This is a genomic window from Micrococcus sp. 116 (assembly GCF_902506395.1).
Lineage (GTDB): Bacteria > Actinomycetota > Actinomycetes > Actinomycetales > Micrococcaceae > Micrococcus > Micrococcus luteus.
This window is the reverse complement of record NZ_LR732370.1, coordinates 546,926-571,556: the sequence shown is the minus strand read 5'-3', so window position 1 is coordinate 571,556 and position 24,631 is coordinate 546,926. Positions and strand designations below refer to the sequence as shown.

The following is a 24,631-nucleotide window of genomic DNA, read 5'->3' as shown; positions in this document are numbered from 1 at the left end:
GTCCTCCGTGATCCAGGGTGGGGTCGGGCCCGCGCGACCGCGCGGCCCGGCTGGCCTCGAATCTAGCGCGGCGCCCCGGCCCGTCCCACCGCGCGACACTCGGTGTCCGCAGAGCGGGACGGACCCACCCGGGCTCGAGGCCGGCGGCCGGGTGCGCCGCGCCCGCGTCCTCAGCGGGCGAGGCGCGGATCGGCCTCGCGGGCGAACAGGTCCTCCTGCGTCTCGCGACGGATGATCACCCGCGCCTGCCCGCCGGAGACCGCGACGACGGCCGGGCGGGCCAGCGCGTTGTAGTTCGAGGACATCACGTGCGTGTACGCGCCCGTGGCCGGCACGGCCAGCAGGTCGCCGCGGCCCAGGTCGGCCGGCAGGTACACGTCGCGGACCAGGATGTCGCCGGACTCGCAGTGCTTGCCCACCACGCGGGAGAGCACCGGCTCGGCCTCCGAGGTGCGGCGCGCGGAGACGGCGGTGTAGTCGGCGTCGTAGAGCACGGGACGCGGGTTGTCGGACATGCCGCCGTCCACGGCGACGTAGCGGCGGGCCGCGGTGCCGCCGTCGGGGGTGTCCGCGTCCACGGTCTTGGTCACCCCGACCGTGTAGAGGGTCAGCCCCGCGGGGCCCGAGATGGCCCGCCCCGGCTCGAGCGAGACCCGCGGGCACCTCAGGCCGAGGCGCTCGACGGTCTTCTGGACGTCGTCGGCGAGGGCGTCGGCGATCTCCGCGGCCGGGCGCGGCTCGTCCACGGCCGTGTAGGCGATGCCGTGGCCGCCGCCGAGGTCGAGCTCGGCCAGCTCCACCCCATGCTCAGCCTTGACCTCGGCGAGGAACTCGAGCACGCGTCCGGCCGCCAGCCCGAAGCCCTCGGCCTCGAAGATCTGGGACCCGATGTGGCAGTGCACGCCCAGCAGGTCGATCGACTCGGCCGCCAGGGCCGCGGCCACGGCGACGGCGGCCGGCGAGCGGCCGGCCACGTTGCCGTCCCGGTCGGTGGAGGCCGGGGCCAGGGAGAGGCCGAACTTCTGGTCCTCGTGCGCGGTGGCGATGAAGTCGTGGGTGTGCGCGTGCACGCCCGGGGTCAGCCGGAGCATCACGGGGGCGCGGCGGCCGGCCTCGGCCGCGAGCGCGGCCAGGTGGGTGAGCTCGTCGAGCGAGTCCACGATGATCCGGCCCACGCCCGCCTCGAGGGCGGTGCGCAGCTCGGCGTCCGACTTGTTGTTGCCGTGCAGGCCGATGTGGGCCGGGTCGACGCCGGCGGCCAGCGCGATCGCCAGCTCGCCGCCGGAGGCGGTGTCCACGCGCAGGCCCTCCTCGGCCGCCCAGCGGGCGGTGGAGAGGGTGAGCATGGACTTGCCGGCGTAGTAGACGTCCGCTCCCCCGCACAGGTCGGCGAACGCGGCGTCGAAGCCCTCGCGGAACGCGCGGGCGCGGGCGCGGAAGTCGTCCTCGTCCACCACGAGCAGCGGCGTGCCGAACTCCGCGGCGAGCGCGCTCGCGCGCAGGCCCTGGACGGTGAGCTCGCCGTCGGCGGCGCGGTCCACGCCGGCGGCCCACAGGCCGGGCACGAGCGCGTCCGGGTCCCCCGGCGCGGGGAGCCAGGCGGGGGCGAGAAGGGACGGGGCGGGGGCGGGCTGCGGCGTCGTCATCCGGGCGCTCACATCTTCTCCGGGGCGGTCACGCCGAGCAGGCCGAGGCCGTTGGCCAGCACCTGGGCGGTGGCGTCGTTGAGCCACAGGCGGGTGCGGTTGAGGGTCTCGACGGGACGCGGCGTCCCGTCGTCGGTGGGCATGGGCACGATGCGGCAGGCGGCGTACCACGAGTGGTAGGCCCCGGCGATCACCTCGAGGTGGCGGGCCACGCGGTGCGGCTCGCGCAGGCGCGCCGCCGCGCCGACGACGGCCGGGAACTCCGCCAGCTGGGCCAGCAGCTCCGACTCGGTGGCGTGGGTGAGCAGGGCGGCGTCGAACTCGGAGCGGTCCACGCCGTGGGCCTGCGCGGTGCGCGCCGCGCCCGAGGCGCGGGCGTGGGCGTACTGCACGTAGTAGACGGGGTTGTCGTTCGTGGCGGAGCGCAGCAGCTCGGGGTCGATCGTCAGGGGCGAGTCCGCGGGGTAGCGGGCCAGGTCGTAGCGCAGGGCGTCGCGGCCGAGCCACTCCACGAGGTCCTTGAGCTCGATGATGTTGCCGGCGCGCTTGGAGAGCTTCGCGCCGTTGACCGAGATGAGCTGGCCGATGAGGATCTCGATGTTCGTCGCCGGGTCGTCGCCGGCGGCGGCGGCGATCGCCTTGAGGCGGTTCACGTAGCCGTGGTGGTCGGCGCCGAGCAGGTACACCTTCTCCTCGAAGCCGCGGTCGCGCTTGTGGAGGTAGTAGGCGGCGTCGGCGGCGAAGTAGGTGGGCTCGCCGTTGGCGCGGATGAGCACGCGGTCCTTGTCGTCGCCGAAGTCGGTGGTCTTGAGCCACACGGCGCCCTCGCGGTCCTCGATGTGGCCCTGTTCGCGCAGCCGCTGCACGGCCTGTTCGATCGCGCCGGAGTCGTGGAGCGTCTGCTCCGAGGTGAACACGTCGAAGTGCACGTCGAAGGCGGCGAGCGTGTCCTTGATGTCCTGCATCTGGAGCCGGTACGCGGCCTCGCGGACCACCGGGCGGGCGGCCTCGTCCGTCAGCTCGCGCACGTCCGGGTGCTCGAGGGCGACGGCGTCGGCCAGCTCCTGCACGTACGCGCCCGGGTAGCCGCCCGCGGGGACGTCACGGCCGTGCAGGCGGGCGAGGACCGAGTCGGCGAACACGTTCATCTGGTTGCCGGCGTCGTTGACGTAGTACTCGGCGGTGACGTCCGCGCCCGAGGCGCGCAGCAGGCGGGCGATCGCGTCGCCCAGCGCGGCCCAGCGGGTGTGGCCGATGTGCAGCGGGCCGGTGGGGTTGGCGGAGACGAACTCCATGTTCACGGTGTGCCCGGCCAGGGCGTCGTTGCGGCCGTACTCCGGGCCGGCCTCGACGATCTCGCGGGCCAGGGCGCCGGCCGCGGCCGCGTCCAGGGTGACGTTGAGGAAGCCGGGGCCGGCGACGTCGACGGCGGCGATGCCCGGCTTCCCGGTCAGGCGCTCGGCCACGAGCCCGGCGAGGTCGCGCGGGGTCATCCCGGCCTTCTTGCCCAGCTGGAGGGCGACGTTGGTGGCCCAGTCGCCGTGCTCGCGGCTGCGGGGTCGCTCCACCTTCACGCGCGCGGGGGTGATCTCCTCCCGCAGCGCGGCGGGGAGGTCACCGGCATCGACGGCGTCGGTGAGGACAGCGGACAGCAGGGCGGAGAGGTCTTCGGGCTTCACCCGCGCAAGTCTACGGAAGGGCCGCCGCGCCCGTGCGCGTGCGAACGAACCCTGCGAGATGGCCCCCTCCGGCCCGCGGTGGGGGCCATCTCGCAGGGTTCGTCGGGGTGGGGGTCAGGCGGGCCAGGCGGCGAGGCCGCCGGCGAGGGACAGGACGCGCCCGCCGGCGCCCGGGTCGGCCCCGACGACGGCGTCCCGCGCCCGGGCCGAGCGGGCTCCGGCGGCGCAGTAGACCACCAGGACGCGGTCCTGCCCGGGCGCGTGGGCCGCCGGCTCCGCGAGGACGGCCTCGAGCGGGACGTGTCGATCGGCCACCGCCGCGGGGGCCTCGACGCGGCGCAGGCGCCGCTCCCAGTCCTCGCGGACGTCGAGCAGGGTGAGGGACGCGGCCCGGGCGGGGTCGGCGAGCAGGGCGGCCAGCGCGGCGGGGGCGATCTCCCCGCCCGCGGCGCCGCACGCCTCCGCCGAGCCGGGGGCGCCGGCGTCGTCCGGGCGGGGGGCCTGGTCCGCGTGGGCGGACAGGTCCGTCACGGGGGTCCGCTCGGGGTCGGGCACGAGCCGCAGCTCACGGAAGCGCATCGTCAGGGCGTCCACGGAGAGCAGCCGCCCGACCAGGGGCTCACCCACCCCGGAGAGCAGCTTGATCGCCTCGGCCGCCATGAGGGAGCCGATGATCCCGGGCAGCACCCCGAGCACTCCGGCCTGCGCGCACGAGGGCACCTCGCCGGGTTCGGGCCGCTCCGGGAACACGTCCCGGTACAGCGGCCCGCCCGGGGCGAACACGCTCACCTGCCCCGCGAACCGCAGGATCGCGCCCCACACCACGGGCACGCCGGCGATCTCGCACGCGTCGGCCACGAGGTAGCGGGTCGCGTAGTTGTCCGTGCCGTCGAGCACGAGGTCCACGCCGCCGACCCGTTCGAGCGCGTTGGCCGCGGTCAGGCGTTCGCGGTGCTCGACCACGCGCACCTCGGGGTGCAGGCCGCGCATCGTCGCGGCGGCGGAGGCGGTCTTGGGACGGCCGAGGTCCGCCTCGGCGTGGATCACCTGGCGGTGCAGGTTGGAGCGGTCCACCATGTCGTCGTCGATCACGTGGACCTCCCCCACGCCCGCGGCGGCGAGGTAGGTCAGCACGGGCGCCCCGAGGCCGCCGGCGCCGACCACGAGGACGCGGGAGCGCAGCAGCGCCAGCTGGGCCTCGGGGCCGAAGCCGTCCAGGCTCAGGTGGCGGGCGAAGCGCTCGAGCTGGGTGTCGGACAGTGCGGTGAGGTCGCGGGGCTCGCGGGCGGCGGGGTCCAGGGCGGCGGTCACCGCTCGTCCTCCTCGGCCGTGACCCGCCCGGCCATCGGCGAGGAGGCCAGGGCGTGCTCGCGGCGCGGGATGCGCCCGGCACGGCGGGCGCGGAAGCCCGCCTCGAGCGCGAGCCGGCACGCGTGGGCCATGCGGGCGGGCTCGGCGGCGCGGGTGATGGCGGAGGCGGCGAGCACGGCGTCGCAGCCGGCCTCCATCGCCAGGGCGACGTCCGAGGCGGTGCCCACGCCGGCGTCGAGCACGATCGGCACGGAGGCGCGGGAGACGATCAGCTCCAGGTGTGCGCGGTTGAGGATGCCCAGCCCCGAGCCGATCGGCGAGCCCAGCGGCATGACGGCGGCGGCGCCGGCCTGCTCGAGGCGCAGCGCCATGGCGGGGTCGTCCGAGGTGTAGGCCAGGACGGTGAAGCCGTCGGCGGCGAGCCGCTCGGTGGCCTCGAGGGTCTCGACGACGTCGGGCAGCAGGGTGCGCTCATCGGCGATGACCTCGACCTTCACGAGGTCGGTCTCGAGCGCCTCCCGGCCGAGCCGGGCGGTGAGCACGGCGTCCCGGGCGGTGTAGCAGCCGGCGGTGTTGGGCAGCACGTCGATGCCGAGGCGGTCCAGCAGCGCGACCAGGCCGTCACGGGTGTCCGCGGACCAGCGGCGCAGCGCCACGGTGGTGAGCGTGGTGCCGGAGGCGACGAGGGCGCCCTCGAGGGCGGTCAGGTCGGTGATGCCGCCCGTGCCCATGATGAGCCGGGAGGCCAGGTCGTAGCCGCCGATCCGCAGCGGCGGGATCGCGGGGGCGGCGGGCGGGGTGCGGTGCTCGGCCATCGCTCAGCCCCCCTGCACCGCGGTGACGACGTCGACCTCGTCCCCGGCGGCCAGCTCCCGGGTGGCCCAGGCCGACCGGGGCACGACCTCGCCGCCGACCGCCACGGCCACGCCGAGCCGCCGCCCATCCGCGGCGGCGCCGTCCTCGCCGATCGCGCGCCCGGTGACGTGCGCGACGACGTCGCGGACGGTGGCCACGGCCAGCTCGGCGGGCTCTCCGTTGAGGGTCAGGGGGAGGGTGCTCATGCGATCTCCTTCAGGCGGGCGTGCAGCAGCTCGAGGATCCGCCCGGCCGCCCAGGGGGCGAGCAGGATCCCGTGACGGTGGAAGCCGGTGGCGACGACGGCGCCCGGAGCCTCGGGCACGGCGAGCACGCGCGGGGCGTCGTCGGGGGTGCCGGGGCGGGCGGCGGTGGTGATCTCGACCAGCTCGCACTCGCGGACGGCGGGCAGGATCGCGGCGGCGTCGGCGAGCAGGTCCAGCACGGCCCCGGCGGAGGTGCCGGCCAGGCCGTCCTCGCGGGCCGAGGCGCCGACCACGAGGGTGCCGTCCGCGCGGGGCACGAGGTAGACCTGGCGCCCGTGGACGAGGCCGCGGACGGTGCGGGTGATCAGGTGCGACTCCCCCGGCAGCAGCTGCTCGGGGCGCACCCGCAGACGCAGCACGTCGCCGTGGACGGGGCGCAGCGGGACCTCGACGGCGGTGGCCGCGCCGCCGATCCCGCGGTGGCCCAGGCCCGCGGCGAGGACCGCGCCGTCGGCGGTGAGGACGCCCCCGTCGGCCAGCGTGAGGCGCACCCCCTCGCCCTCCGGGCCGGCGGCGGTGACGCGTCCGGCCACGAACCGGGCGGCGGGTCCGGCGCCGACCGGGAGCGGGCCGCCGTCGGGTCCGGTCTCGGCGCGCAGGGCGGCGACGCAGGCGGCGGCGAGCCGTCGCGGGTCCACCTGATGGTCGTCCGGGGCGTCGAAGCCGGCGGCCAGGCCCGGGGCCAGGGCGGGCTCGGCGCGGCGCAGCGCGCGGACGGAGACGGGCTCGACCCGGCGACCGAGGATCGAGGCGTGCTCGAGCACGTGGTCCCAGGCGCGGGCGTCCGAGGGGTCCGCGGCCACGATCCAGGCGCCCTGTGCGAGGAAGCCCGTCTCCACATCGGTGAAGGCGGCGAGCAGGTCCACGAGGGCCGGGTAGGCCTCCCAGCCGGCCTGCAGCAGCGGGGCGAGGTCGTCCTGGCTGAACTGGGTCTCGGCGAGCGGCGCGAGCATCCCCGCCGCGGCGTGGGTGGCCCCGGCCACGGCGTGCGGGCGCCCGGCGGCGTCCAGCTCGGGGGCGATCAGGGTGACGGCGTGGCCTGCGGCACGCAGACGCACGGCGGCGGTGAGGCCGATGATCCCGGCCCCGACGACGGCCACGTGCACGGACCGGTCCTCCTCACGGCGGCATGACCCGCATCGAGTGGTGATGGTCGGCCGCGCCGGCGCGGTGCGCCCCTGCGGCCCTCTCAGCCCGGCGTGTGCGGCCCGGGCTCCCATGGAACAGCGGCCAGTCTGCCACAGTGGGCGCATGCACTCCCCCGATCCGCTCCTGATGACCGCGGCCGGCCGCGACGACGGCGGCACCGGCCCCGGCGCGCGCCGCCGCGCCCGCCTCGCCGCCTCCCGGCTGTACGTCTGCACCGACCTGCAGCGGTTCCTGCGCCCGGACGGCACGCTCGACACGGCCGCGTTCGCCGACTTCTGCGCGGCGGCGTTCCGCGGCGGAGTAGACGTGATCCAGGTGCGGGACAAGGCCGTGGACGTGGCGGTCGAGCTGGCCGCGTTCGCCACGCTCGTCCCGCTGGCCCGGGAGCACGGGGCGCTCTCGGCCGCCAACGACCGCGCCGACGTCGCCGCCCTGGCCGGGGTGGACGTGTTCCACACGGGCCAGACCGACCTGACCACCGCGCAGTGCCGCGCCCTGCTGGGCCCGGACGTGGTGCTCGGCCGCTCGTGCCACACCGAGGCGCAGGTGCGCGGCGCCCGCGCGGAGGACGGCCTGGACTACTTCTGCACGGGGCCGGTGTGGGTGACGCCCACGAAGCCGGGCCGGGCCGCCGTCGGACTGGAACTGCCGACCCTCGCCGCACGCCTGGACGCGGAGGACCCGGCGGGGGCGCGGCCGTGGTTCGCCATCGGCGGCGTCGACGCGGACCGGCTGCCCGAGGTCCGCGCGGCCGGGGCGGAACGGATCGTGGTGGTCCGCGCCGTGACGCAGGCCGAGGACCCCGAGGCCGCGGCCCGGACCCTGCGCGCGGGCCTGCCCGGCTGACGCGCCCCGCGGGGAGGTCACGGACGGGCCGTCCTGATGGTGTAGAGTCGACGAGTCCGCAACGCGCTCGACGCGTCGCGACCCCCGCCTCCGTAGCTCAGGGGATAGAGCGTCTGCCTCCGGAGCAGAAGGCCGCAGGTTCGAATCCTGCCGGGGGCACGAGCGAACAGAGCCGGACCCCCGTGGCGACACGGTGGTCCGGCTCTTCTGCGTTCTGCGGACCCGGACGCTCGAGCGGAGCGGGAGGTCCGGGTCACCGGCATTCGAGGCGGGAAATCGACCTCATGGGACGTCCCGAGGTGCGTATTCGCCGGATTTCCCGCCTCGAACGTGTCGAAGCCCGGAGGTCCCGCCCTCAGCCCCGCTGCGCATGACCATGGTCGACGGGCCCGTGCCACGTCGGCCGCGAGGCGTCCCCGACCGCGAGCGCCTCCCCCGCCCGCATCGCGTCGGCCAGCCACGGCTTGGCCCGCTCGAGTGCGTCCTCCCAGCTCAGGCCCGCCCCGGCCAGCGTGGCCAGGGCCGAGGAGAGGGTGCAGCCGGTGCCGTGCGAGGCGCGGGTCGTCACGCGCGGGCCGCGCACCTCGTGCACAGCCCCGTCCACGCGCACGACGGCGTCCGGCACCTCCGCCGCTGCGGCCTCGTCCAGGTGCCCGCCCTTGAGCAGGACCGTCACGTCGTGCTCGGCGGCCAGGCCCCGCGCGGCGTCGAGGGCGGCGTCCCAGTCCGTCGCGTCCCGCCCGGTCAGCCGGGCCAGCTCGGGCAGGTTGGGTGTCACCAGGTGCGCCACCCGCAGCAGCCGGGCCCACGCGGCGCGCCCGTCGTCGTCGCCCACCGCGGTGAGGGCGTCCCCGCTCGAGGCCACCATGACCGGATCCAGCACGACGACGGCGGGCCGGGTCTCCTCGAGCCAGCCGGCGACGGCCCGCATGAGCTCCACCGTGCCGAGCATGCCGATCTTCACGGCGTCCACGGCGATGTCGGCGGCGACCGAGTCGAGCTGGGCGCGCACCACGTCCACCGGCAGCGGGTGGACGGCCTGCACGCCCTGCGTGTTCTGGGCGGTGATCGCGGTGATCGCGGTCATCCCGTAGCCGCCCCACGCGGCGATGGTCTTCAGGTCGGCCTGGACACCGGCGCCGCCGCCGGAGTCGGAGCCGGCGATGCTGAGCACACGGGGGACGGCGGAGGTCATGCGGGGGCTCCTTCGGGTCGGGGCGGATCGGCCGCCCGGGCCGGGCCGATCCCGCCCATGAGAATGTAGTCGCATGTCCCACGTCACAGAGAGCTCTCCCGCGCACCCCGGCCGAGCCGAGGAGTCGGCGCCGCTGCGGCCGACCTCCCCGCTCGGGATCGCCGCCACGTTCATCGGCACCACCATCGGCGCCGGGTACGCCTCGGGCAACGAGATCCTGCAGTACTTCGTGAGCTTCGGCCTCTGGGGCGGCACGGGGGCGCTCGTGATCGCCGGCGCGCTGTTCTTCCTGCTCGCGGTGATCGTGCTGCGGCTGGCGCAGAAGCTGCGGACCACGGACATCCACCGGATCGTGAACCCCACGACGTCGCGCGTGCCCACCTGGTTCGCGGACCTGTGCATCACCACGTCCCTGCTGGGGACGCTGGTGATCATGCTGGCCGGGGCCGGGGCGGCGGTGCACACCGCGTTCGGGCTGCCCTCGCTCGTGGGCTCGCTGGTGATGGCCGCCGTCTGCGTGGTCTCGGTGCTGGCCGGCATCACGGGCCTCGTGCGCGTCCAGGCCGTGGTGGTCCCCCTGATCATCGTGGTCGCCGTCGGCGTCGCGGTGTGGGGGTTGGCGAACCCGGGGGCCGCGGTGGACGACGTCGCCGCGCTCGTGACCTCGTCCCCGCTGATCAACCAGTGGTGGCTCTCGGGCGTGCTGTACGTGGCCTTCAACATCCAGCTGGCCTACGCGGTGCTCGCCCCGATCGGCGAGGAGAGCTCCTCGTCGGGCCGCTCCCTCGTCGCCGGGGCCGGGCTCGGGGCCCTGGGCCTCGTGGTGATGGCCGGCGCGGTGATGGCCGCGATGACCGCCCACGCCCAGCTCATCGGCCGCGCCGAGCTGCCCATGGTCGAGCTGGCCGCGATGATCGGCGGCTGGGCCGCCCTGCTGTACACGGTCGTCCTGCTGCTGGCGCAGTTCACGACGGCGGTCTCGTGCCTGTACGGCGGGGTGGAGCGCATCGCCCTGCTGTCCTCGATGCGCCGCGTGCCGGGCTGGGTCATCGCCGTCGTCACGGCCCTGGCCGCCACCCTGCTCTCGAGCGTCGGCTTCTCCGACCTCGTGGGCACCGTCTACCCCGTCCTCGGCTACGCCGGCATCGTCATCATCGTGATGCTGGTCGTGACGTGGATCGTCGAGCGCACCACGGTGCGCCGCCGGGCGGCCCGCGCGGCGCGCGCCTGAGCGCCCGGCCGCATGGCCGGACGGCGGCGGTGAGGCCTCGCGGGGGACGTGCTAGGGTCGCTCGCATCCCACGGGAGCCCCACGGCACGGGGCTGAGACCGGGCTGACGCCGCCCGGAGACCGTCTGAACCTGTCCGGGTCATTCCGGCGAAGGAAGAAGGAGCCGCGGCCATGTCCGTTTCCGAGCGCACCCCCCTGCCCGCAGCCGAGTCGACGGCCGAGGTCGTCGCCGAGGAGAACTACCCCACGCACCGTCTGGGATGGCTCGAGGACGCCGAGCACGGCATCCGCGTGCCCGTCACCGAGGTCCACCAGGACGACTCCCCCGACGGCACGCCCAACGCGCCCCTGACCGTCTACCGCACCATGGGCCCGGGCTCCGTGCCCGAGCGCGGCCTGCCGGCCCAGCGCGCCGAGTGGATCCGCGCCCGCGGCGACGTCGAGGAGTACGAGGGCCGCGAGCGCGACCTGCTCGACGACGGCCGCTCGGCCGTGCGCCGCGGCGCCGCCTCACAGGAGTGGGCCGGCGAGCGCCGCCCCCCGCTGCGCGCCAAGGAGGGCGCGCGCGTCACCCAGATGCACTACGCCCGGCGCGGCGAGATCACCCCGGAGATGCGCTACGTCGCCCTGCGCGAGGGCGTGGACGTGGAGCTGGTGCGCTCCGAGGTCGCGGCCGGCCGCGCCATCATCCCGGCGAACGTGAACCACCCCGAGTCGGAGCCGATGATCATCGGCAAGGCGTTCGCCGTGAAGGTCAACGCGAACATCGGCAACTCGGCGGTGACGTCGTCGATCGCCGAGGAGGTCTCGAAGCTGCAGTGGGCCACCCGCTGGGGCGCGGACACCGTGATGGACCTGTCCACGGGCGACGACATCCACACCACCCGCGAGTGGATCCTGCGCAACTCCCCCGTGCCGATCGGCACCGTGCCGATCTACCAGGCCCTCGAGAAGGTCGGCGGCGACCACCAGGCCCTGACCTGGGAGATCTTCCGCGACACCGTGATCGAGCAGTGCGAGCAGGGCGTGGACTACATGACCGTGCACGCCGGCGTGCTGCTGCGCCACGTGCCGCTGTCCGCGGACCGCGTGACCGGCATCGTCTCCCGCGGCGGCTCGATCATGGCCGGCTGGTGCCTGGGCCACCACAAGGAGAACTTCCTCTACGAGAACTACGACGAGCTCTGCGAGATCTTCGCGCGCTACGACGTCGCGTTCTCCCTGGGCGACGGCCTGCGGCCGGGCTCCGTGGCGGACGCCAACGACGCCGCCCAGTTCGCCGAGCTCGACACGCTCGCCGAGCTGACGGAGCGGGCGTGGGCGTACGACGTCCAGGTCATGGTGGAGGGCCCCGGCCACATCCCGCTGCACCTGGTGCGGGAGAACGTGGAGCGCCAGCAGGAGCTGTGCAAGGGCGCCCCGTTCTACACGCTCGGCCCCCTCGTCACGGACATCGCCCCGGCGTACGACCACATCACCTCGGCCATCGGCGCCACCGAGATCGCCCGCTACGGCACCGCGATGCTCTGCTATGTCACGCCCAAGGAGCACCTGGGCCTGCCGGACCGGGACGACGTGAAGACGGGCGTGATCACCTACAAGATCGCCGCGCACGCCGCCGACGTCGCCAAGGGCCACCCCGGCGCCCGCGACCGCGATGACGCGCTGTCCAAGGCGCGCTTCGAGTTCCGCTGGCGCGACCAGTTCGGCCTCGGCCTGGATCCGCAGCTCGCCGAGGAGTACCACGACGAGACGCTGCCGGCCGAGCCCGCCAAGACCGCCCACTTCTGCTCGATGTGCGGGCCGAAGTTCTGCTCCATGCGCATCAGCCAGGACATCCGCAGCGAGTTCGGCGGCGCGTCCGAGCAGGCGCGGATCGCCGAGGCCGGCATGGCCGCGAAGTCCGCGGAGTTCCGGGCCGCCGGCGGGTCCGTGTACCTGCCCGAGCCGACGATCCGCACCGCCTCGGACGCCTGAGGCCGGACGCGGGGTGAGGTGGGGCGGGATGGCCCGCCCCTGCGCCACCTGACGATCGCGTCATGACCTGAGGGCCGCCACCAGGTCATGACGCGATCGCCAGGACAAGGCCCTCCGGGACGGCGAAGGCGCGGCCCCACGGACGGGGCAGTGCGCTCGGTGGTCGATCGAGTGGTGATGCCTCTTGACTCACACACACACTGGGCTCACTATTCCGTCAGGCCCCTGTGATGCGTGTCCCATTCGCCCACAGGAATTGAGTGGATGGAATATGACGTGAAAGTCGACATGACCCCGCCGGTCCGCACCCCAGGGGCGCTTCCCAGGTGAGGCATCATCCAGCCGCTCAGCTCTCCTCGGGCCAGCCGTGATGACCCGGATGCTCGTCTCGAGATTCCTCCTTCTCCTGATCACGCTCGGAACAGCAGCGCTCCTCGCGTCCTACGTCGGGGTGGAGAAGGAGGAACGCTGGCGCATGGACGGCACGGTGTACGAGATCTCGGCATTCCCCGCTGGCGAGGCCTGGCCCATGATCCGGACGTCGCTGACGGGACCGGACTCCGGCTCTGCGGCCACGTCCACGAGCCCCCACGTGACTGCCCTCGCCGGCCGACCTGCTCTGGACGTGCTCCCGGATGGCGTCGCCCCGACCGCGGTCGTCCCCAGCACCTCCCCCTTTGCCGCACGTGCCGCTGCGGGCGAACTGAGCTGGCCGGACGTCGATCGGGTCGTCGTCCGAGACCTCTCCTCCGCGCCGGATCGCGCCACCGAAGCAGACCTCCTGGTCCCGTTCCTCTCCACCGACAGTTCGTCCCTTGCCGGCGTGATCGGCGGCTCACCGGCCCAGGTCGACGAGCTCGTCCAATCGCTGCGGCGGGCCGGTGTCGTCGTCGACGTCGTCCCGCTCCCGCCGCCGTGGGAGGCAGCGATGCGACGCAGTGTCCATGTGCCCCTGCTCGCCGTGACCGTCGGCTTCGCCCTGCTGGGCGCACAGGTCGTCTGGCGCACGACCCTGCGCAGTCGACTGCTCCCTGCCGTCACCTCGCACCGCCTCGTCGGTGCCTCCCCACTGCGAGCGGCCCGGCTCGGTGTCCGGCCCGCCATGGTCGCCTGGACGACCGCCGCCGCGAGTGCCGGCGGAGTCTGGCTCGTGGCATGGCCCCGGTGGGACGCGGAGATCGGTCTCACCGGCGACACCGCTCTCCTCTGGTCCGCCGTGCTCGTCGTGGACGCCATCCTCATCCTCGGCACGACCCTGTCCACCCTCTGGGTCCGAAGGGCACACGCATGACGGCAGCCATGCGGGCCGTTGCGGACGGCCTCCGCGACCTGTTCGACACGCCCGGACTGCTGTTCCTGTCCCTGCTGCACACGACCGTGGCGTCGGTCGTGTTCGGACTGGCCCTGGGCGTCGCCGGCGGAGTGACCACGGCGCTCGAGGTGCTCGAGGACGCCGAGTCGTCGGGCCTGGTGGCAACCAGGATCCTGGACCCCGCCGTCACGACCGACCTCCACCCCCGCGCCGTCGACACCGTCTCCCGGGCGTTCGCCGCCCATGTCGACGGAGTCGACCCCCGTGCCTTCCTCGTGACGGACGCCATCGGAATCGAGGACCCCCGGCTGCAGGGGGCGGTCATCGCCACGCCTGGTCTGGCCCGGGAGTTCGGCGCCGCTGCTGCCGTCAGTCCCGCCGAGGGTGTGTACTTCGCTCCCGCCGCGATCACCTCCGGGGCACCGGGCGGCACCGTGTACGTGGGGTCCACACCCCACAGCTATGCCGGCCCACTCCCCGGGGACGCGGCCGCGCCGCGGGCCGACGGATCCCTCTGGCCCCTGGGTGAGTCGCCCGTCATCGTCACCAGCACGACGACCATGGCCGGCCTGATCGAACCGGCCCAGCTCGCGGCGGTCTACGGTTCCGTCGTGGCATGCCAGGACGCGGCCTCCGAGGTGAGAGCGGCACTCGACGTCCTCGAGGACGAGACGGGCGTGGTCGCCGAGTTGGCCCCGATCGCCTCGGCCAGGTCTCCGATCGCCCGAGAAGCCCGCGGTGCCGCGCTCATGGTCACCGCCTACACCGCCGGGCTTGCCAGCGCCGTCGTGACGGTGGTGAGCCTCCTGACGACCATGACCCGTCGACTCACGCCCACGTGGCTGGCGCACCTGACGGTCGGGGCGCCCAGACGACTGATCCGGCTCCGGATCGCCACATCCGTGGCCGCGGTATGGGGCATTCCGGCCGTGCTCGGATCGTTGCTCGGCCTCGGCATCGCCTCGGAAGCGGGCGGACTGCGTCCGGCGCCTGCCGTCGTCGTGGTCGGGCTGGCGGTCGTCTTGGCGATCGCCGCTGCGTGCACCCGTCATCCCCTCCGCCAGCTGCACCGGGCCGTCCGCACGGCGGCACTCGTCGAAAGGACCGTGTGATGTCCCTGCTCACCGTGCACGACGTACACCGCTCCTACCGCGGCCCCGCCGGGGATGTCCCCGTGCTCCGCGGCGTCTCGCTCCAGGTCCCCGGGGGCGGCGTCCACGCGATCATGGGACCCTCCGGGTCCGGCAAGTCGACCCTGCTGCGGCTCCTCGCCTGCCTTGACACACCGGACGCCGGGAGCATCCGTGTGGCCGGGCGGAGCCTGCCGGCACCGTGGTCGTCCGACGGCGACGCCTACCGGAACCGGACGTGCGGCATCGTGCTCCAGGACCATCTGCTCATCGATCGGGCGACCGCCGTGGACAACGCGGCCCTGCCGCTGCTCTACGCGCGGCCGCGCACCTCGAAGCGGGAGCGCCGCACCATGGCCGCCGAGCTTCTGACGCGCCTCGGGCTCGGAGACCGTCTCCACCACCCCGTCGGCCGGCTCTCCGGCGGCGAGCGCCAGCGCGTGGCCATCGCCCGGGCCGTGATCATGGGGCCCTCCCTGCTGCTCGCCGACGAGCCGACGGGCGCCCTGGACGAGGAGCGCACCGACGAGGTGATGGGGCTCTTCCGCTCCATGTCCCAGCCGGAGCGGGCGATCGTGGTCGTCACGCACGACCCCGCCGTGGCGGCCCGGTGCGACCACACGTGGCGGCTGCGGGCCGGGCGGCTCGAGTGACGAGGTCCGGCCGTGCCTCCTGCACAGGTGTCCGCAGACGGCGTGGCGTCCCCGGGCGTCGCGTTCCGGTTCCGGATGTCCGGGGCCGCTCCTAGGCTCGGATGCATGAGCGCGCACCACGCCGACGACGGCCTCCCCGCCCCCGTCTCCACCCTCGCCGAGGATCCACCGGCCGACGGGCGACAGGCGCCGCCGAGTGGCGTCGTCGTGGGTGAGGACGGGCGGGCCCGCCCGCCGTGGGCGGCACGGGATCCGCTGCTGCGGGAGTACTACGACACGGAGTGGGGCCTGCCCGTCACGGACGAGCGGGGCCTGTTCGAGCGCCTCGTCCTCGAGGCGTTCCAGTCGGGCCTGAGCTGGCGGACCGTCCTGGCCAAGCGGCCCCGGTTCCGGGAGGTGTTCGCGGGCTTCGACGCGGACGCCGTCGCGGCGTTCGGGGACGCGGAGGTCGAGGCGCTGCTGGCGGACCCCGGCATCATCCGGAACCGGCGCAAGATCGAGGCGGCGATCGCGAACGCGCAGGCCGTCGTCGGGATGCGCGGCGAGCGGTTCACCCCGCTGCACCCGGGCTCCCCCGGCGCGGGCCCCGCCTGGCACGGCGACGGCGACCGGCCGGCCCGCGGTCTGGCGGGGCTGGTCTGGGCGCACCAGCCTGCCGCGACCCCACGGCCGGAGACGGTGGCGCAGGTCCCCTCGGCCTCGGAGGAGTCGCGCGCGCTCGCGAGGGCGCTGAAGGCGCACGGCTGCCGATTCGTGGGGCCGACCACGTGCTTCGCCCTGATGGAGGCCGCCGGGGTCGTGGACACCCACCTTCTCGGCTCGTGGCGAAGAGGGGCGTCCGGGATCTGGGAGTGAGCGGGGGCCTCCGGCAGGATGGGGAGCTCAACGCAGGACGTCCACACGAAAGGGTGACGACTGATGACCACCACCTCCGCCTCTCAGGGCTACCGCACGATCAACCCGGCCACCGGGGAGCTGCTGAAGTCCTTCGACAACGCCACGGATCAGCAGATCGCCGACGCCCTCGACGCCTCGCAGGCCGCCTACGAGCAGTGGTCCCGGAAGTCGGTGGCCGAGCGCGCCGCCGTCGTGAAGCGGATCTCCGAGCTGCTGGCCGAGCGCTCCAAGGACATCGCCGCGCTGATCACCACGGAGATGGGCAAGTCCCTCGGCGCGGCAGTCGGCGAGGTGCGCTACGGCGCCCAGATCTTCGGGTACTACGCGGACGAGGCCGAGGAGCTGCTCGCGGACCAGCCGATCAAGCAGTTCTCCGGGCAGGAGGCGTTCATCCAGCGGCTGCCGCTCGGCCCGCTGCTGGGGATCATGCCGTGGAACTTCCCGGTGTACCAGGTGGCCCGTTTCGTGGCGCCGAACCTCGTGCTGGGCAACACCATCCTGCTCAAGCACGCCGAGATCAACCCGCAGGTGGCGCAGCTGCTGGAAGAGCTCTTCACCGAAGCCGGGCTCCCGGAGGGCGTGTACCAGAACGTGTTCGCCACCCACGACCAGATCTCCACGATCATCGCCGATCCGCGCGTGCAGGGCGTGTCCCTCACCGGTTCGGAGCGGGCCGGCGCCACCGTCGCCGAGCAGGCCGGCCGGCACCTCAAGAAGGTCGTGCTCGAGCTCGGCGGCTCCGATCCGTACATCGTGCTCTCCGCGCCGGACGCCCGCGCCGCCGCCCGCGACGCACTGGCCACCCGGATGGGCAACTGGGGCCAGGCCTGCAACTCGAACAAGCGCATGATCGTCATGGAGGACCTCTACGACGACTTCGTGGACGAGCTGGTCCAGCGCTCCTCGGAGATGAAGCCCGGCGACCCGACCTCGCGCGACGCCGACGTCTACGGCCCGCTGTCCTCCGAGTCTGCGGCCGACGGGCTCGCCGAGCAGATCGCCGCGGCCAAGGAGGCCGGCGCCACCGTCCACGTGGGCGGCGAGCGCGTCTCCGGCCCCGAGGGCGAGGGCTTCTACGTCTCCCCGGCCGTGATCACGGACGTGGACCAGGAGAACCCCGCCTACACGCAGGAGCTGTTCGGCATGGCCTCCGTGGTCTACAAGGTGTCCTCGGCCGAGGAGGCCGTGGCCCTGGCCAACGACTCCCAGTACGGTCTCGGCGGCGCCGTGTTCTCCACGGACCTGGACGAGGCCAAGCGCGTGGCCGACCAGCTCGAGGTGGGCATGGCGAACGTGAACCTCGCCTCCGCCGCCGGCGCGAACCTGCCCTTCGGCGGCGTGAAGCGCTCGGGCTTCGGCCGCGAGCTCGGCCCCATGGCCGTGGACGAGTTCGCCAACAAGCGCCTCTACGCGGTGCAGGGCCCGCTGGAGGGCTGACCCCGGGCCGGGTCGGCCGGACGGGTCTCCCGCTCCGGCCGCCCCGTCGGCCGCCTGAGGCACGCAGAGTGGTCACGACATGCCGTCACCGGAGTCCGGTGGCGGCATGTCGTGACCACTCTGTTCGTTCGGGCCTGCTCGTCGGCCCCTCAGCCGCGCAGCGGGACGGTCGCCAGCACCTCGTGCAGCGGCCCGCCGGAGCGGCCCTCGCCGAGCCGGGACGCCACGACCTCGACCTCGTCGGCGGTCCACTGCGGCCCGCGGTACACCGTGAGCGCGTGCACGGCCTCGGCCAGCAGGACGGTGGCCGGTGCCGGCGGACGGGGCTCGCCCCGCCTCCGACCCCGAGGTCGGGGCGCGGCCCCCGAGACCCGCGCCACGGTGAGATGGGCACGCCGGCGGTCCTGGCCGTCGTCGTCGGCTAGCCAGGGCTCCGCCAGAAGCGCGCCGAGTTCCCGGACCTGCCCGCCCACCCCCACCCAGAGCGTGCGGTGGGAGAACTCCCCCGCTCCGGCCAGGTGCAGGTCCAGCGGGGCATGTCCCACCGCGATACGGCCGGCTTCGGTGACGACGTCGTCCACGGCGCCGGCGGGCACCTCCGGGTGGAACGCCAGCGTCAGGTGCCGCTGCTCCGGCTCGGTCCAGCGCAGCACGCGCCCGGCCCGGTCCCGGACGCCGTCGAGGGCCGGCTCGAGGTGGTCGAGCGCGGCCCTCGGCGGACGGATCGCGAGGAAGAGCCTCACGCCTGCGCGCGCGGATCCGCGGCGGCTGCGGTCGAGCCCCCGGCGGCGTCCCGCGTCATGGCGGCCGGGGCCACGTCCGGGTGCGGCTCGCGGCCGGCCACGATGTCGATCGCGCCGGTGAACTCGGCGTCGATCCGCCGCTGCACACGGCGCGAGCGCTGGGTCACGAGGGACACCACCACACCCACCAGGAGGGCGGCGACGAAGCCCGGCAGCAGCTCGTACAGGCCGAACCACTCCCACGTCTCGGCACTGGCCTCGGACCAGAACCAGGCGACGGCGGCGCCGGTGACCATGGCGGCCATCGCCCCCCACGAGGTGAACCGCGGCCAGTACAGGGCGAGCAGGATCACGGGGCCGAAGGCGGCGCCGAAGCCGGCCCACGCGAAGGAGACGAGCTCGAGCACGGAGGAGTCCGGGTTGAGGGCGAGCAGACCCGCCACGAGCGCCACCACCAGCACGCCGATGCGGCCGAGCCACAGGGTGAACGTCGGGGACCCGGTGCGCCCGCGCAGCATGTAGAGGTCCTCCACCAGGGCGGAGGAGCACACGATCAGCTGCGAGGAGAGCGTGGACATGATCGCGGCGAGGACGGCGGCCAGCACCAGGCCGGCCACGAACGGGTGGAACATGATCGAGGCCAGCACGAGGAACACGGTCTCCGGGTCCTCGAGCGTGGTGCCGGGGTTGGCCTGGAAGTAGGCGATGCCGACGAGGGCGACCATCACGGCGCCGAACACGGACAGCGCCATCCAGCCGATGCCGACGCGCCGGGCGACGGCCGCGTCGTGCGGGGTGCGCAGGGCCATGAAGCGGACGATGATGTGCGGCTGGCCGAAGTAGCCCAGGCCCCAGGCGAGGGAGGACAGGACGCCGATCAGCGTCGCGTTCTCGAACATCGAGAAGTGGTTCACTCCGCCGCCGGCGGCGTCGGCGGCGCGGATGCCCTCGACGACGGCGTCCCAGCCGCCCATGGTCAGGATCACGACGATGGGCACGGCCAGCAGGGAGAGGAACATGAGGATGCCCTGGGCCACATCTGTCAGCGAGGCGCCGAGGAAGCCGCCGAACAGGGTGTAGAGCACCGTGATGCCCGCCACCACGAGCATGCCGGTGAGGTAGTTGATGCTGATGCCCTGGGCGTAGAAGGAGTCGGGGCCGAAGGTCGACTCGACGAACTTGCCGCCGGCCACCATGCCCGAGGAGACGTAGAAGGTGAAGAACACGAGGATGATCAGGCCGGCCACGATCCGCAGGATGTGCGTGCGGTCCTTGAACCGGTTCTCGAGGAAGGACGGGATCGTGATCGAGTTCCCGGCCACCTCGGTGTAGGAGCGCAGGCGGGGGGCGACCACGCGCCAGTTCACCCACGCGCCCACGGTCAGGCCGACCGCCATCCAGCCCTCGACCAGGCCCGCGGCGTAGATCGCGCCGGGCAGGCCCATCAGGAGCCACCCGGACATGTCGGACGCACCCGCGGAGAGCGCCGCGACGGACGGCTTCATGTCGCGTCCGGCGAGCATGTAGTCGTCGAGGTCGGTGTTCTTGCGGGAGGCGTACAGGCCGATCGCGATCATCGCGAGGAAATAGAGGCCGATCGCCGCTAGCAGGGAGACGGTGTTCGTGTCCATGGGCTCCAGAGAATCACATCCGGACTCTCAGCCCCAGTCCCGGATTCGCCCCGTCCGGGTCGGCCCGGGCCCCCGCGCGCCTAGGATGGAGGCCGTCATGACGCAGACTCCCCCGCCCTCCACGCCCGCCGCGCAGCCGTCGGCGACGCCCCACGACGCCGCCGCGATCACGTTCCCCGAACACCTGCCGGTGGCGGAGCGCCGTGAGGAGATCATGGCCGCGATCCGCGACCACCAGGTGGTGATCGTCGCGGGTGAGACCGGTTCGGGCAAGACGACGCAGCTGCCGAAGATGTGCCTGGCCCTCGGGCTCGGGGAGGCCGGCTCGATCGGCCACACCCAGCCCCGGCGCATCGCCGCCCGCTCCGTGGCCGAGCGCATCGCACACGAGCTGGGCGAGGAGATCGGGCAGACGGTCGGCTACCAGGTCCGCTTCACGGCGCAGACCTCGAAGGCCACCCGGGTCAAGGTCATGACGGACGGCATCCTGCTGGCCGAGATCCCCCACGATCCGCAGCTGCGCCGCTACTCCGTGATCATCGTGGACGAGGCCCACGAGCGCAGCCTCAACATCGACTTCCTCCTGGGCTACCTGCGCAACCTGCTGCCCCAGCGCCCGGACCTGAAGGTGATCATCACCTCGGCCACCATCGACCCGGAGCGCTTCGCCCGGCACTTCGGTCGGCCGCTGGCCGAGGGCGAGGACCATGCGGACGCGGTGGAGGCCGACGACGGCGGCCGCGTGGTCCCGGCGCCGATCATCGAGGTCTCGGGGCGGACCTACCCCGTCGAGATCCGGTACCGGCCGCTGACCGACGAGCCCTCCCCGGACGACCCCGAGGACGACGCGGACGATGCCGCCGAGACCCGCGACCCCCTCGACGCGATCGGCGACGCCGTCCTCGAGCTGGCCGCCGAGCCGCCGGGTGACATCCTCGTGTTCCTGCCGGGCGAGCGGGAGATCCGCGAGGCCGCGGACCACCTGACCGGCGTCGTCGCCGGCACCACGCGCCTGGCCGGCACGGAGATCCTGCCGCTGTTCGGCCGCCTGTCCATGGCGGAGCAGCACCGCGTGTTCGGCCGCGCCGGGGCCGGGGTGCGCCGGCGGATCGTGCTGGCCACGAACGTCGCCGAGACCTCCCTGACCGTGCCGGGCATCAAGTACGTGATCGACACGGGCACCGCGCGCATCTCGCGGTACTCGCACCGCACCAAGGTGCAGCGCCTGCCGATCGAGCGCGTCTCCCAGGCCAGCGCGAACCAGCGCGCGGGCCGGTCCGGCCGCACCTCGGACGGCATCGCGATCCGCCTGTACTCGGAGGAGGACTACCTCTCCCGCCCCGAGTTCACGGACCCGGAGATCCTGCGCACCTCCCTGGCCTCGGTGATCCTGCAGATGCTGTCCCTCGGTGTGGCCCGCACCCCGGGCGACGTCAAGGAGTTCCCCTTCGTCCAGCCCCCGGACGGCCGACAGGTCACCGACGGCGCCACCACGCTCACCGAGCTCGGCGCGCTCGAGGCCGGCGGCGCCCGCGCGGGCACCATCACCCGGGTCGGACGCCGCCTGGCCCGACTGCCGGTGGACCCGCGGCTGGGCCGCATGATCCTGGAGGCCGGTGAGCGCGGCTGCGTCCGGGAGGTCATGGTGATCGCCGCGGCCCTGACCATCCAGGACCCCCGCGAGCGCCCCACGGAGCAGCGTGAGGCCGCGGACGAGCTGCACCGCCGGTTCGCGGACGAGAACTCGGACTTCTCCGCGATCCTGAACCTGTGGGCGTACCTGCGCGAACGGCAGCAGGAGCTCTCCGGCTCCCAGTTCCGGAAGCTGTGCCGCCGTGAGCACATCAACTGGCTGCGCGTGCAGGAGTGGCAGGACCTGGTGCGCCAGCTGCGCCAGCTCGCCAAGGACGTGGGCCTCACCGTCGAGGCCGGACCCGTGGACCCGGTGGGCCGGCACGAGGCGGTGCACAAGTCCCTGCTCACGGGCCTGCTCTCGCAGATCGGCGCCTACGACGAGCGCCGTCGCGAGTACGCGGGCGCCCGCGGCACCCGTTTCGCCGTGTTCCCCGGCTCCGCCCTGTTCAAGAAGCGCCACCCGTTCGTCATGGCAGCCGAGCTCGTGGAGACCTCGCGGCTGTGGGCGCGCACGGTGGCCCGGATCGAGCCGGAGTGGGCCGAGGAGGTCGCCGGCCACCTCGTCAAGCGGGCCTACAACGAGCCGCACTGGTCGCGGCGGGCGGGCTCCGTCGTCGCCCGCGAGAAGGTGACGCTGTTCGGTGTCACCCTGATCCCGGACCGCTCGGTCCGGTACGGCCGCATCGACCCGGTGCTCTCCCGCGAGCTGTTCATCCGGCACGCCCTCGTGGAGGGCGACTGGCGCACGCGCCACCGGTTCTTCGCCCGCAACCGGGCCGCGCTCGAGGAGGTCGACGCCCTCGAGACGCGCCTGCGCCGCCGCGACCTGCGGATCGGGGACGAGGACCTGTTCGCCTTCTACGACGCGCGGATCCCGGCGAACGTCGTCTCCGAGCGGCACTTCGACGCGTGGTGGAAGAAGGCACGCCAGGAGCAGCCGGACCTGCTGGACCTCGACGTCGCCGCCCTGCTCACCGCCGACGCCGAGGACCTGGACACCGACGCGTTCCCCACCACGTTCGCGTATCCGATGCCCGGCGGCGACGTGGAGCTCGACCTCGAGTACACGTTCGACCCGACCGGCGCGGCCGGCACCGACGGCGTGACCGTGGCCGTGCCGATCCTGCTGCTCAACCAGGTCTCCCCCGGCCCCTTCGCATGGCTGGTCCCCGGCCTGCGGGTCGAGCTCGTCACCGCCCTCATCAAGGCGTTGCCCAAGGCGGTGCGCAAGAACCTCGTGCCCGCCCCGGACGTGGCCCAGCAGCTCGTGGCGGACCTCGAGGCCCACGCCGACCCGCTGCGGGACGAGCTGCCGGAGGCGCTGTCCGCGGCCGTGCGTCGGGTGCGCGGCGTGGTGGTGGAGCCCGGACTGTGGGCCCCGGACGCGGTGCCCCTGCACCTGCGGATGGACTACCGCGTCGTGGACGCCCGCGGCGCCGTGATGGGCGCCGGCCAGGACCTGCCCGCGCTGCAGGCCCGGCTCGCGCAGGCCAACCGCTCCGCGATCGCCGCCCGGCTCGCCGGCACCGACGACCCCGTCTCGGCCCGGCCGGGGCCGCGCGGCAAGGGCCGCGGCGGCCGTGCCCAGGCCGACGCGCGGGCTGGGGCCGAGGGACGCCGTCGCCCGGAGGGCCCCGGGCGGTCCGGCGCGACGCCGGCCTTCGAGGAGCGGCACGGGCTGACCTCGTGGAGCATCGGCACGGTGCCGAAGGCCGTCTCCACCGCGGCCGGGGCGCGCGGCCCCGCCATCACGGGCTACCCGAGCCTGGTGCCCGAGACCACGCCCGACGGCGGCCCCGCGGCCGGCCTGACCGTGGCCCGGTCCGCGGAGGACCAGGCGGCCTGGCACCGGGCCGGGGTGATCCGGCTGCTGCTGGCCACCCTGCCCAGCCCCCAGCGCTACGTGCTGGACCACCTGGACAACAGGGAGAAGCTCACCTTCACCCAGAACCCGCACGGCTCGGTGGACTCCCTCGTCGCGGACTGCACCCAGGCCGCCGTGGACCGTCTCGTCGGGGACGAGCTGCCGTTCGACGAGGCCGCGTTCCGCGCCCTGTTCGACCGGGTGCGGGCCGACCTGATCGACACGGTCTTCGCCGTCACGTCCCTGGTGGAGCAGGTGCTCTCCCGGGCCGCGCAGGTGCGACGCCGGCTCAAGGGCTCGGTCTCGCTCGCCCTCGCACCGGCGCTGTCGGACGTGAAGGCACACCTCGAGCAGCTCGTGTTCCCCGGCTTCGTGGCCGCCACGGGCTGGGAGCGGCTGCAGCACCTGCCGCGCTACCTGCAGGGCATGCTGACGCGCATGGACCGGCTGGACGCCGGCGGCCACCTGCAGCGCGACGGGCAGCACATGGCGGTCGTGCAGGGGCTCGAGGACGAGTTCGACGCCGCCGTCGCGGCCCACCGCGCCCGGTTCGCGGGCACGCCCGTGCCCGCGGAGCTGGAGCGGGTGCGCTGGCTCATCGAGGAGCTGCGCGTCTCGTTCTTCGCCCAGGAGCTGGGCACGGCGGTCTCGGTCTCCGAGAAGCGGGTGCGTCAGGCGCTCGCCCGTGCCACGCGCGCCTGAGCCGGGTCCGGGCGGCGCGGGCCGTCAGTCCTGCGGGACGACCTCGCCGTGGCCCAGGTCCCGCAGGGCCGCGCGGAGGCGGGCGGCGGCGTCGTCCAGGTCTGCCGGATCGGGGGCGTTGTCCACGCGGGCCAGGTCGAAGTCGGCGAGCGAGGTGGAGGGCCACACGTGCACGTGCAGGTGCGGGATCTCGTAGCCGGCGATCATGAGCCCGGCCCGGCGCGCGGAGAACGCCGCCACCTGCGCCTTGCCGATCTGCTGGGCGACCGTCGTCAGGTGCGTGACCAGCGCCGGGTCGACCTCCACCCATTCGTCCACCTCCTCACGGGGCACCACGAGCGTGTGCCCCGGCTGGAGCGGTGCGGCGGACAGGAACGCGACGCACGTCTGGTCCTGCCACACGAAGCGGGCGGGCAGCTCGCCGGCGACGATCCTGCTGAAGACGGTGGCCATGGGGGGTCCTCCTGGGGGT

General features: G+C 74.1%; 19 protein-coding genes, 1 tRNA gene and 2 riboswitches. Of the genes, 10 read left to right on the top strand and 10 right to left on the bottom strand.

What is annotated here, in order from left to right; genetic code table 11:
• Positions 1-170 precede the first annotated feature (170 nt).
• The 6 genes from lysA to CITRIK5_RS02655 form a co-directional block, all read right to left on the bottom strand.
• On the bottom strand, positions 171-1,646 hold the full coding sequence (gene lysA / locus CITRIK5_RS02680) for a diaminopimelate decarboxylase (RefSeq protein WP_159833031.1): 1,476 nt from the start codon (positions 1,644-1,646) through the stop codon (positions 171-173).
• An 8-nt stretch (positions 1,647-1,654) separates the two neighbouring features.
• The gene (argS, locus tag CITRIK5_RS02675) at positions 1,655-3,325 is read right to left on the bottom strand and encodes an arginine--tRNA ligase (RefSeq protein ID WP_159833029.1); all 1,671 of its coding nucleotides are present in this window, start codon (positions 3,323-3,325) and stop codon (positions 1,655-1,657) included.
• 114 nt (positions 3,326-3,439) lie between these two features.
• Positions 3,440-4,636 (bottom strand): molybdopterin-synthase adenylyltransferase MoeB, encoded by a 1,197-nt coding sequence (gene moeB / locus CITRIK5_RS02670; protein ID WP_159833027.1) that lies wholly within the window; start codon positions 4,634-4,636, stop codon positions 3,440-3,442.
• Positions 4,633-5,451 (bottom strand): thiazole synthase, encoded by an 819-nt coding sequence (locus CITRIK5_RS02665; protein ID WP_159833025.1) that lies wholly within the window; start codon positions 5,449-5,451, stop codon positions 4,633-4,635. The genes moeB and CITRIK5_RS02665 overlap by 4 nt, the downstream gene beginning before the upstream one ends.
• A 3-nt stretch (positions 5,452-5,454) precedes the next feature.
• Positions 5,455-5,697, bottom strand: a complete 243-nt coding sequence (gene thiS, locus CITRIK5_RS02660) for a sulfur carrier protein ThiS (RefSeq protein WP_041105270.1) — start codon at positions 5,695-5,697, stop codon at positions 5,455-5,457.
• On the bottom strand, positions 5,694-6,863 hold the full coding sequence (locus CITRIK5_RS02655; RefSeq protein ID WP_036316589.1) for an FAD-dependent oxidoreductase: 1,170 nt from the start codon (positions 6,861-6,863) through the stop codon (positions 5,694-5,696). The genes thiS and CITRIK5_RS02655 overlap by 4 nt, the downstream gene beginning before the upstream one ends.
• Positions 6,857-6,987: riboswitch (TPP riboswitch) on the bottom strand. Its footprint overlaps the gene before it by 7 nt.
• Positions 6,988-7,008: 21 nt before the next feature.
• On the opposite strand from CITRIK5_RS02655, the gene thiE reads away from it, so the two are divergent.
• Together thiE and CITRIK5_RS02645 are read left to right on the top strand one after the other, a co-directional pair.
• The gene (gene thiE / locus CITRIK5_RS02650; protein ID WP_159833023.1) at positions 7,009-7,752 is read left to right on the top strand and encodes a thiamine phosphate synthase; all 744 of its coding nucleotides are present in this window, start codon (positions 7,009-7,011) and stop codon (positions 7,750-7,752) included.
• Between the two features lie 86 nt (positions 7,753-7,838).
• Positions 7,839-7,911, top strand: a tRNA-Arg gene (locus CITRIK5_RS02645).
• A gap of 196 nt (positions 7,912-8,107) precedes the next feature.
• Here CITRIK5_RS02645 and thiD read toward each other — a convergent pair.
• Positions 8,108-8,947, bottom strand: coding sequence for a bifunctional hydroxymethylpyrimidine kinase/phosphomethylpyrimidine kinase (thiD, locus tag CITRIK5_RS02640; RefSeq protein ID WP_159833021.1), 840 nt, complete (start codon positions 8,945-8,947; stop codon positions 8,108-8,110).
• 73 nt (positions 8,948-9,020) lie between these two features.
• On the opposite strand from thiD, the gene CITRIK5_RS02635 reads away from it, so the two are divergent.
• The 7 genes from CITRIK5_RS02635 to CITRIK5_RS02605 all read left to right on the top strand — a co-directional run bounded on the left by CITRIK5_RS02635 (position 9,021) and on the right by CITRIK5_RS02605 (position 17,584).
• Complete coding sequence (locus tag CITRIK5_RS02635) at positions 9,021-10,178, top strand: hypothetical protein (RefSeq protein ID WP_098093179.1); 1,158 nt, start codon at positions 9,021-9,023, stop codon at positions 10,176-10,178.
• A gap of 60 nt (positions 10,179-10,238) precedes the next feature.
• A riboswitch (TPP riboswitch) is annotated at positions 10,239-10,353 on the top strand.
• On the top strand, positions 10,350-12,155 hold the full coding sequence (gene thiC, locus CITRIK5_RS02630) for a phosphomethylpyrimidine synthase ThiC (protein WP_036341386.1): 1,806 nt from the start codon (positions 10,350-10,352) through the stop codon (positions 12,153-12,155). Its footprint overlaps the riboswitch before it by 4 nt.
• A 370-nt stretch (positions 12,156-12,525) precedes the next feature.
• Positions 12,526-13,446, top strand: a complete 921-nt coding sequence (locus CITRIK5_RS02625) for a hypothetical protein (RefSeq protein WP_159833019.1) — start codon at positions 12,526-12,528, stop codon at positions 13,444-13,446.
• The gene (locus CITRIK5_RS02620; RefSeq protein ID WP_236557130.1) at positions 13,443-14,579 is read left to right on the top strand and encodes a hypothetical protein; all 1,137 of its coding nucleotides are present in this window, start codon (positions 13,443-13,445) and stop codon (positions 14,577-14,579) included. The genes CITRIK5_RS02625 and CITRIK5_RS02620 overlap by 4 nt, the downstream gene beginning before the upstream one ends.
• Positions 14,579-15,250 carry an ABC transporter ATP-binding protein gene (locus CITRIK5_RS02615; protein WP_101965573.1) on the top strand — a complete coding sequence of 224 codons (672 nt, stop codon included), beginning with the start codon at positions 14,579-14,581 and terminating at the stop codon, positions 15,248-15,250. The genes CITRIK5_RS02620 and CITRIK5_RS02615 overlap by 1 nt, the downstream gene beginning before the upstream one ends.
• A 105-nt stretch (positions 15,251-15,355) precedes the next feature.
• Positions 15,356-16,105: a DNA-3-methyladenine glycosylase I gene (locus CITRIK5_RS02610; RefSeq protein ID WP_020624982.1), complete on the top strand. Its 750-nt coding sequence runs from the start codon at positions 15,356-15,358 to the stop codon at positions 16,103-16,105.
• A 63-nt stretch (positions 16,106-16,168) separates the two neighbouring features.
• Positions 16,169-17,584, top strand: coding sequence for an NAD-dependent succinate-semialdehyde dehydrogenase (locus CITRIK5_RS02605; RefSeq protein WP_144826045.1), 1,416 nt, complete (start codon positions 16,169-16,171; stop codon positions 17,582-17,584).
• Positions 17,585-17,733: 149 nt separating this feature from the next.
• Here CITRIK5_RS02605 and CITRIK5_RS02600 read toward each other — a convergent pair whose 3' ends face one another.
• Both CITRIK5_RS02600 and putP read right to left on the bottom strand, forming a co-directional pair.
• Positions 17,734-18,327 carry a 2'-5' RNA ligase family protein gene (locus tag CITRIK5_RS02600; RefSeq protein WP_127445977.1) on the bottom strand — a complete coding sequence of 198 codons (594 nt, stop codon included), beginning with the start codon at positions 18,325-18,327 and terminating at the stop codon, positions 17,734-17,736.
• Positions 18,324-19,958, bottom strand: coding sequence for a sodium/proline symporter PutP (gene putP, locus CITRIK5_RS02595; RefSeq protein WP_060974186.1), 1,635 nt, complete (start codon positions 19,956-19,958; stop codon positions 18,324-18,326). The genes CITRIK5_RS02600 and putP overlap by 4 nt, the downstream gene beginning before the upstream one ends.
• A 97-nt stretch (positions 19,959-20,055) precedes the next feature.
• On the opposite strand from putP, the gene hrpA reads away from it, so the two are divergent.
• Positions 20,056-24,159 (top strand): ATP-dependent RNA helicase HrpA, encoded by a 4,104-nt coding sequence (hrpA, locus tag CITRIK5_RS02590; protein ID WP_060974187.1) that lies wholly within the window; start codon positions 20,056-20,058, stop codon positions 24,157-24,159.
• A gap of 24 nt (positions 24,160-24,183) precedes the next feature.
• Here hrpA and CITRIK5_RS02585 read toward each other — a convergent pair whose 3' ends face one another.
• Positions 24,184-24,612: an HIT family protein gene (locus CITRIK5_RS02585; RefSeq protein ID WP_060974188.1), complete on the bottom strand. Its 429-nt coding sequence runs from the start codon at positions 24,610-24,612 to the stop codon at positions 24,184-24,186.
• Positions 24,613-24,631 lie beyond the last annotated feature (19 nt).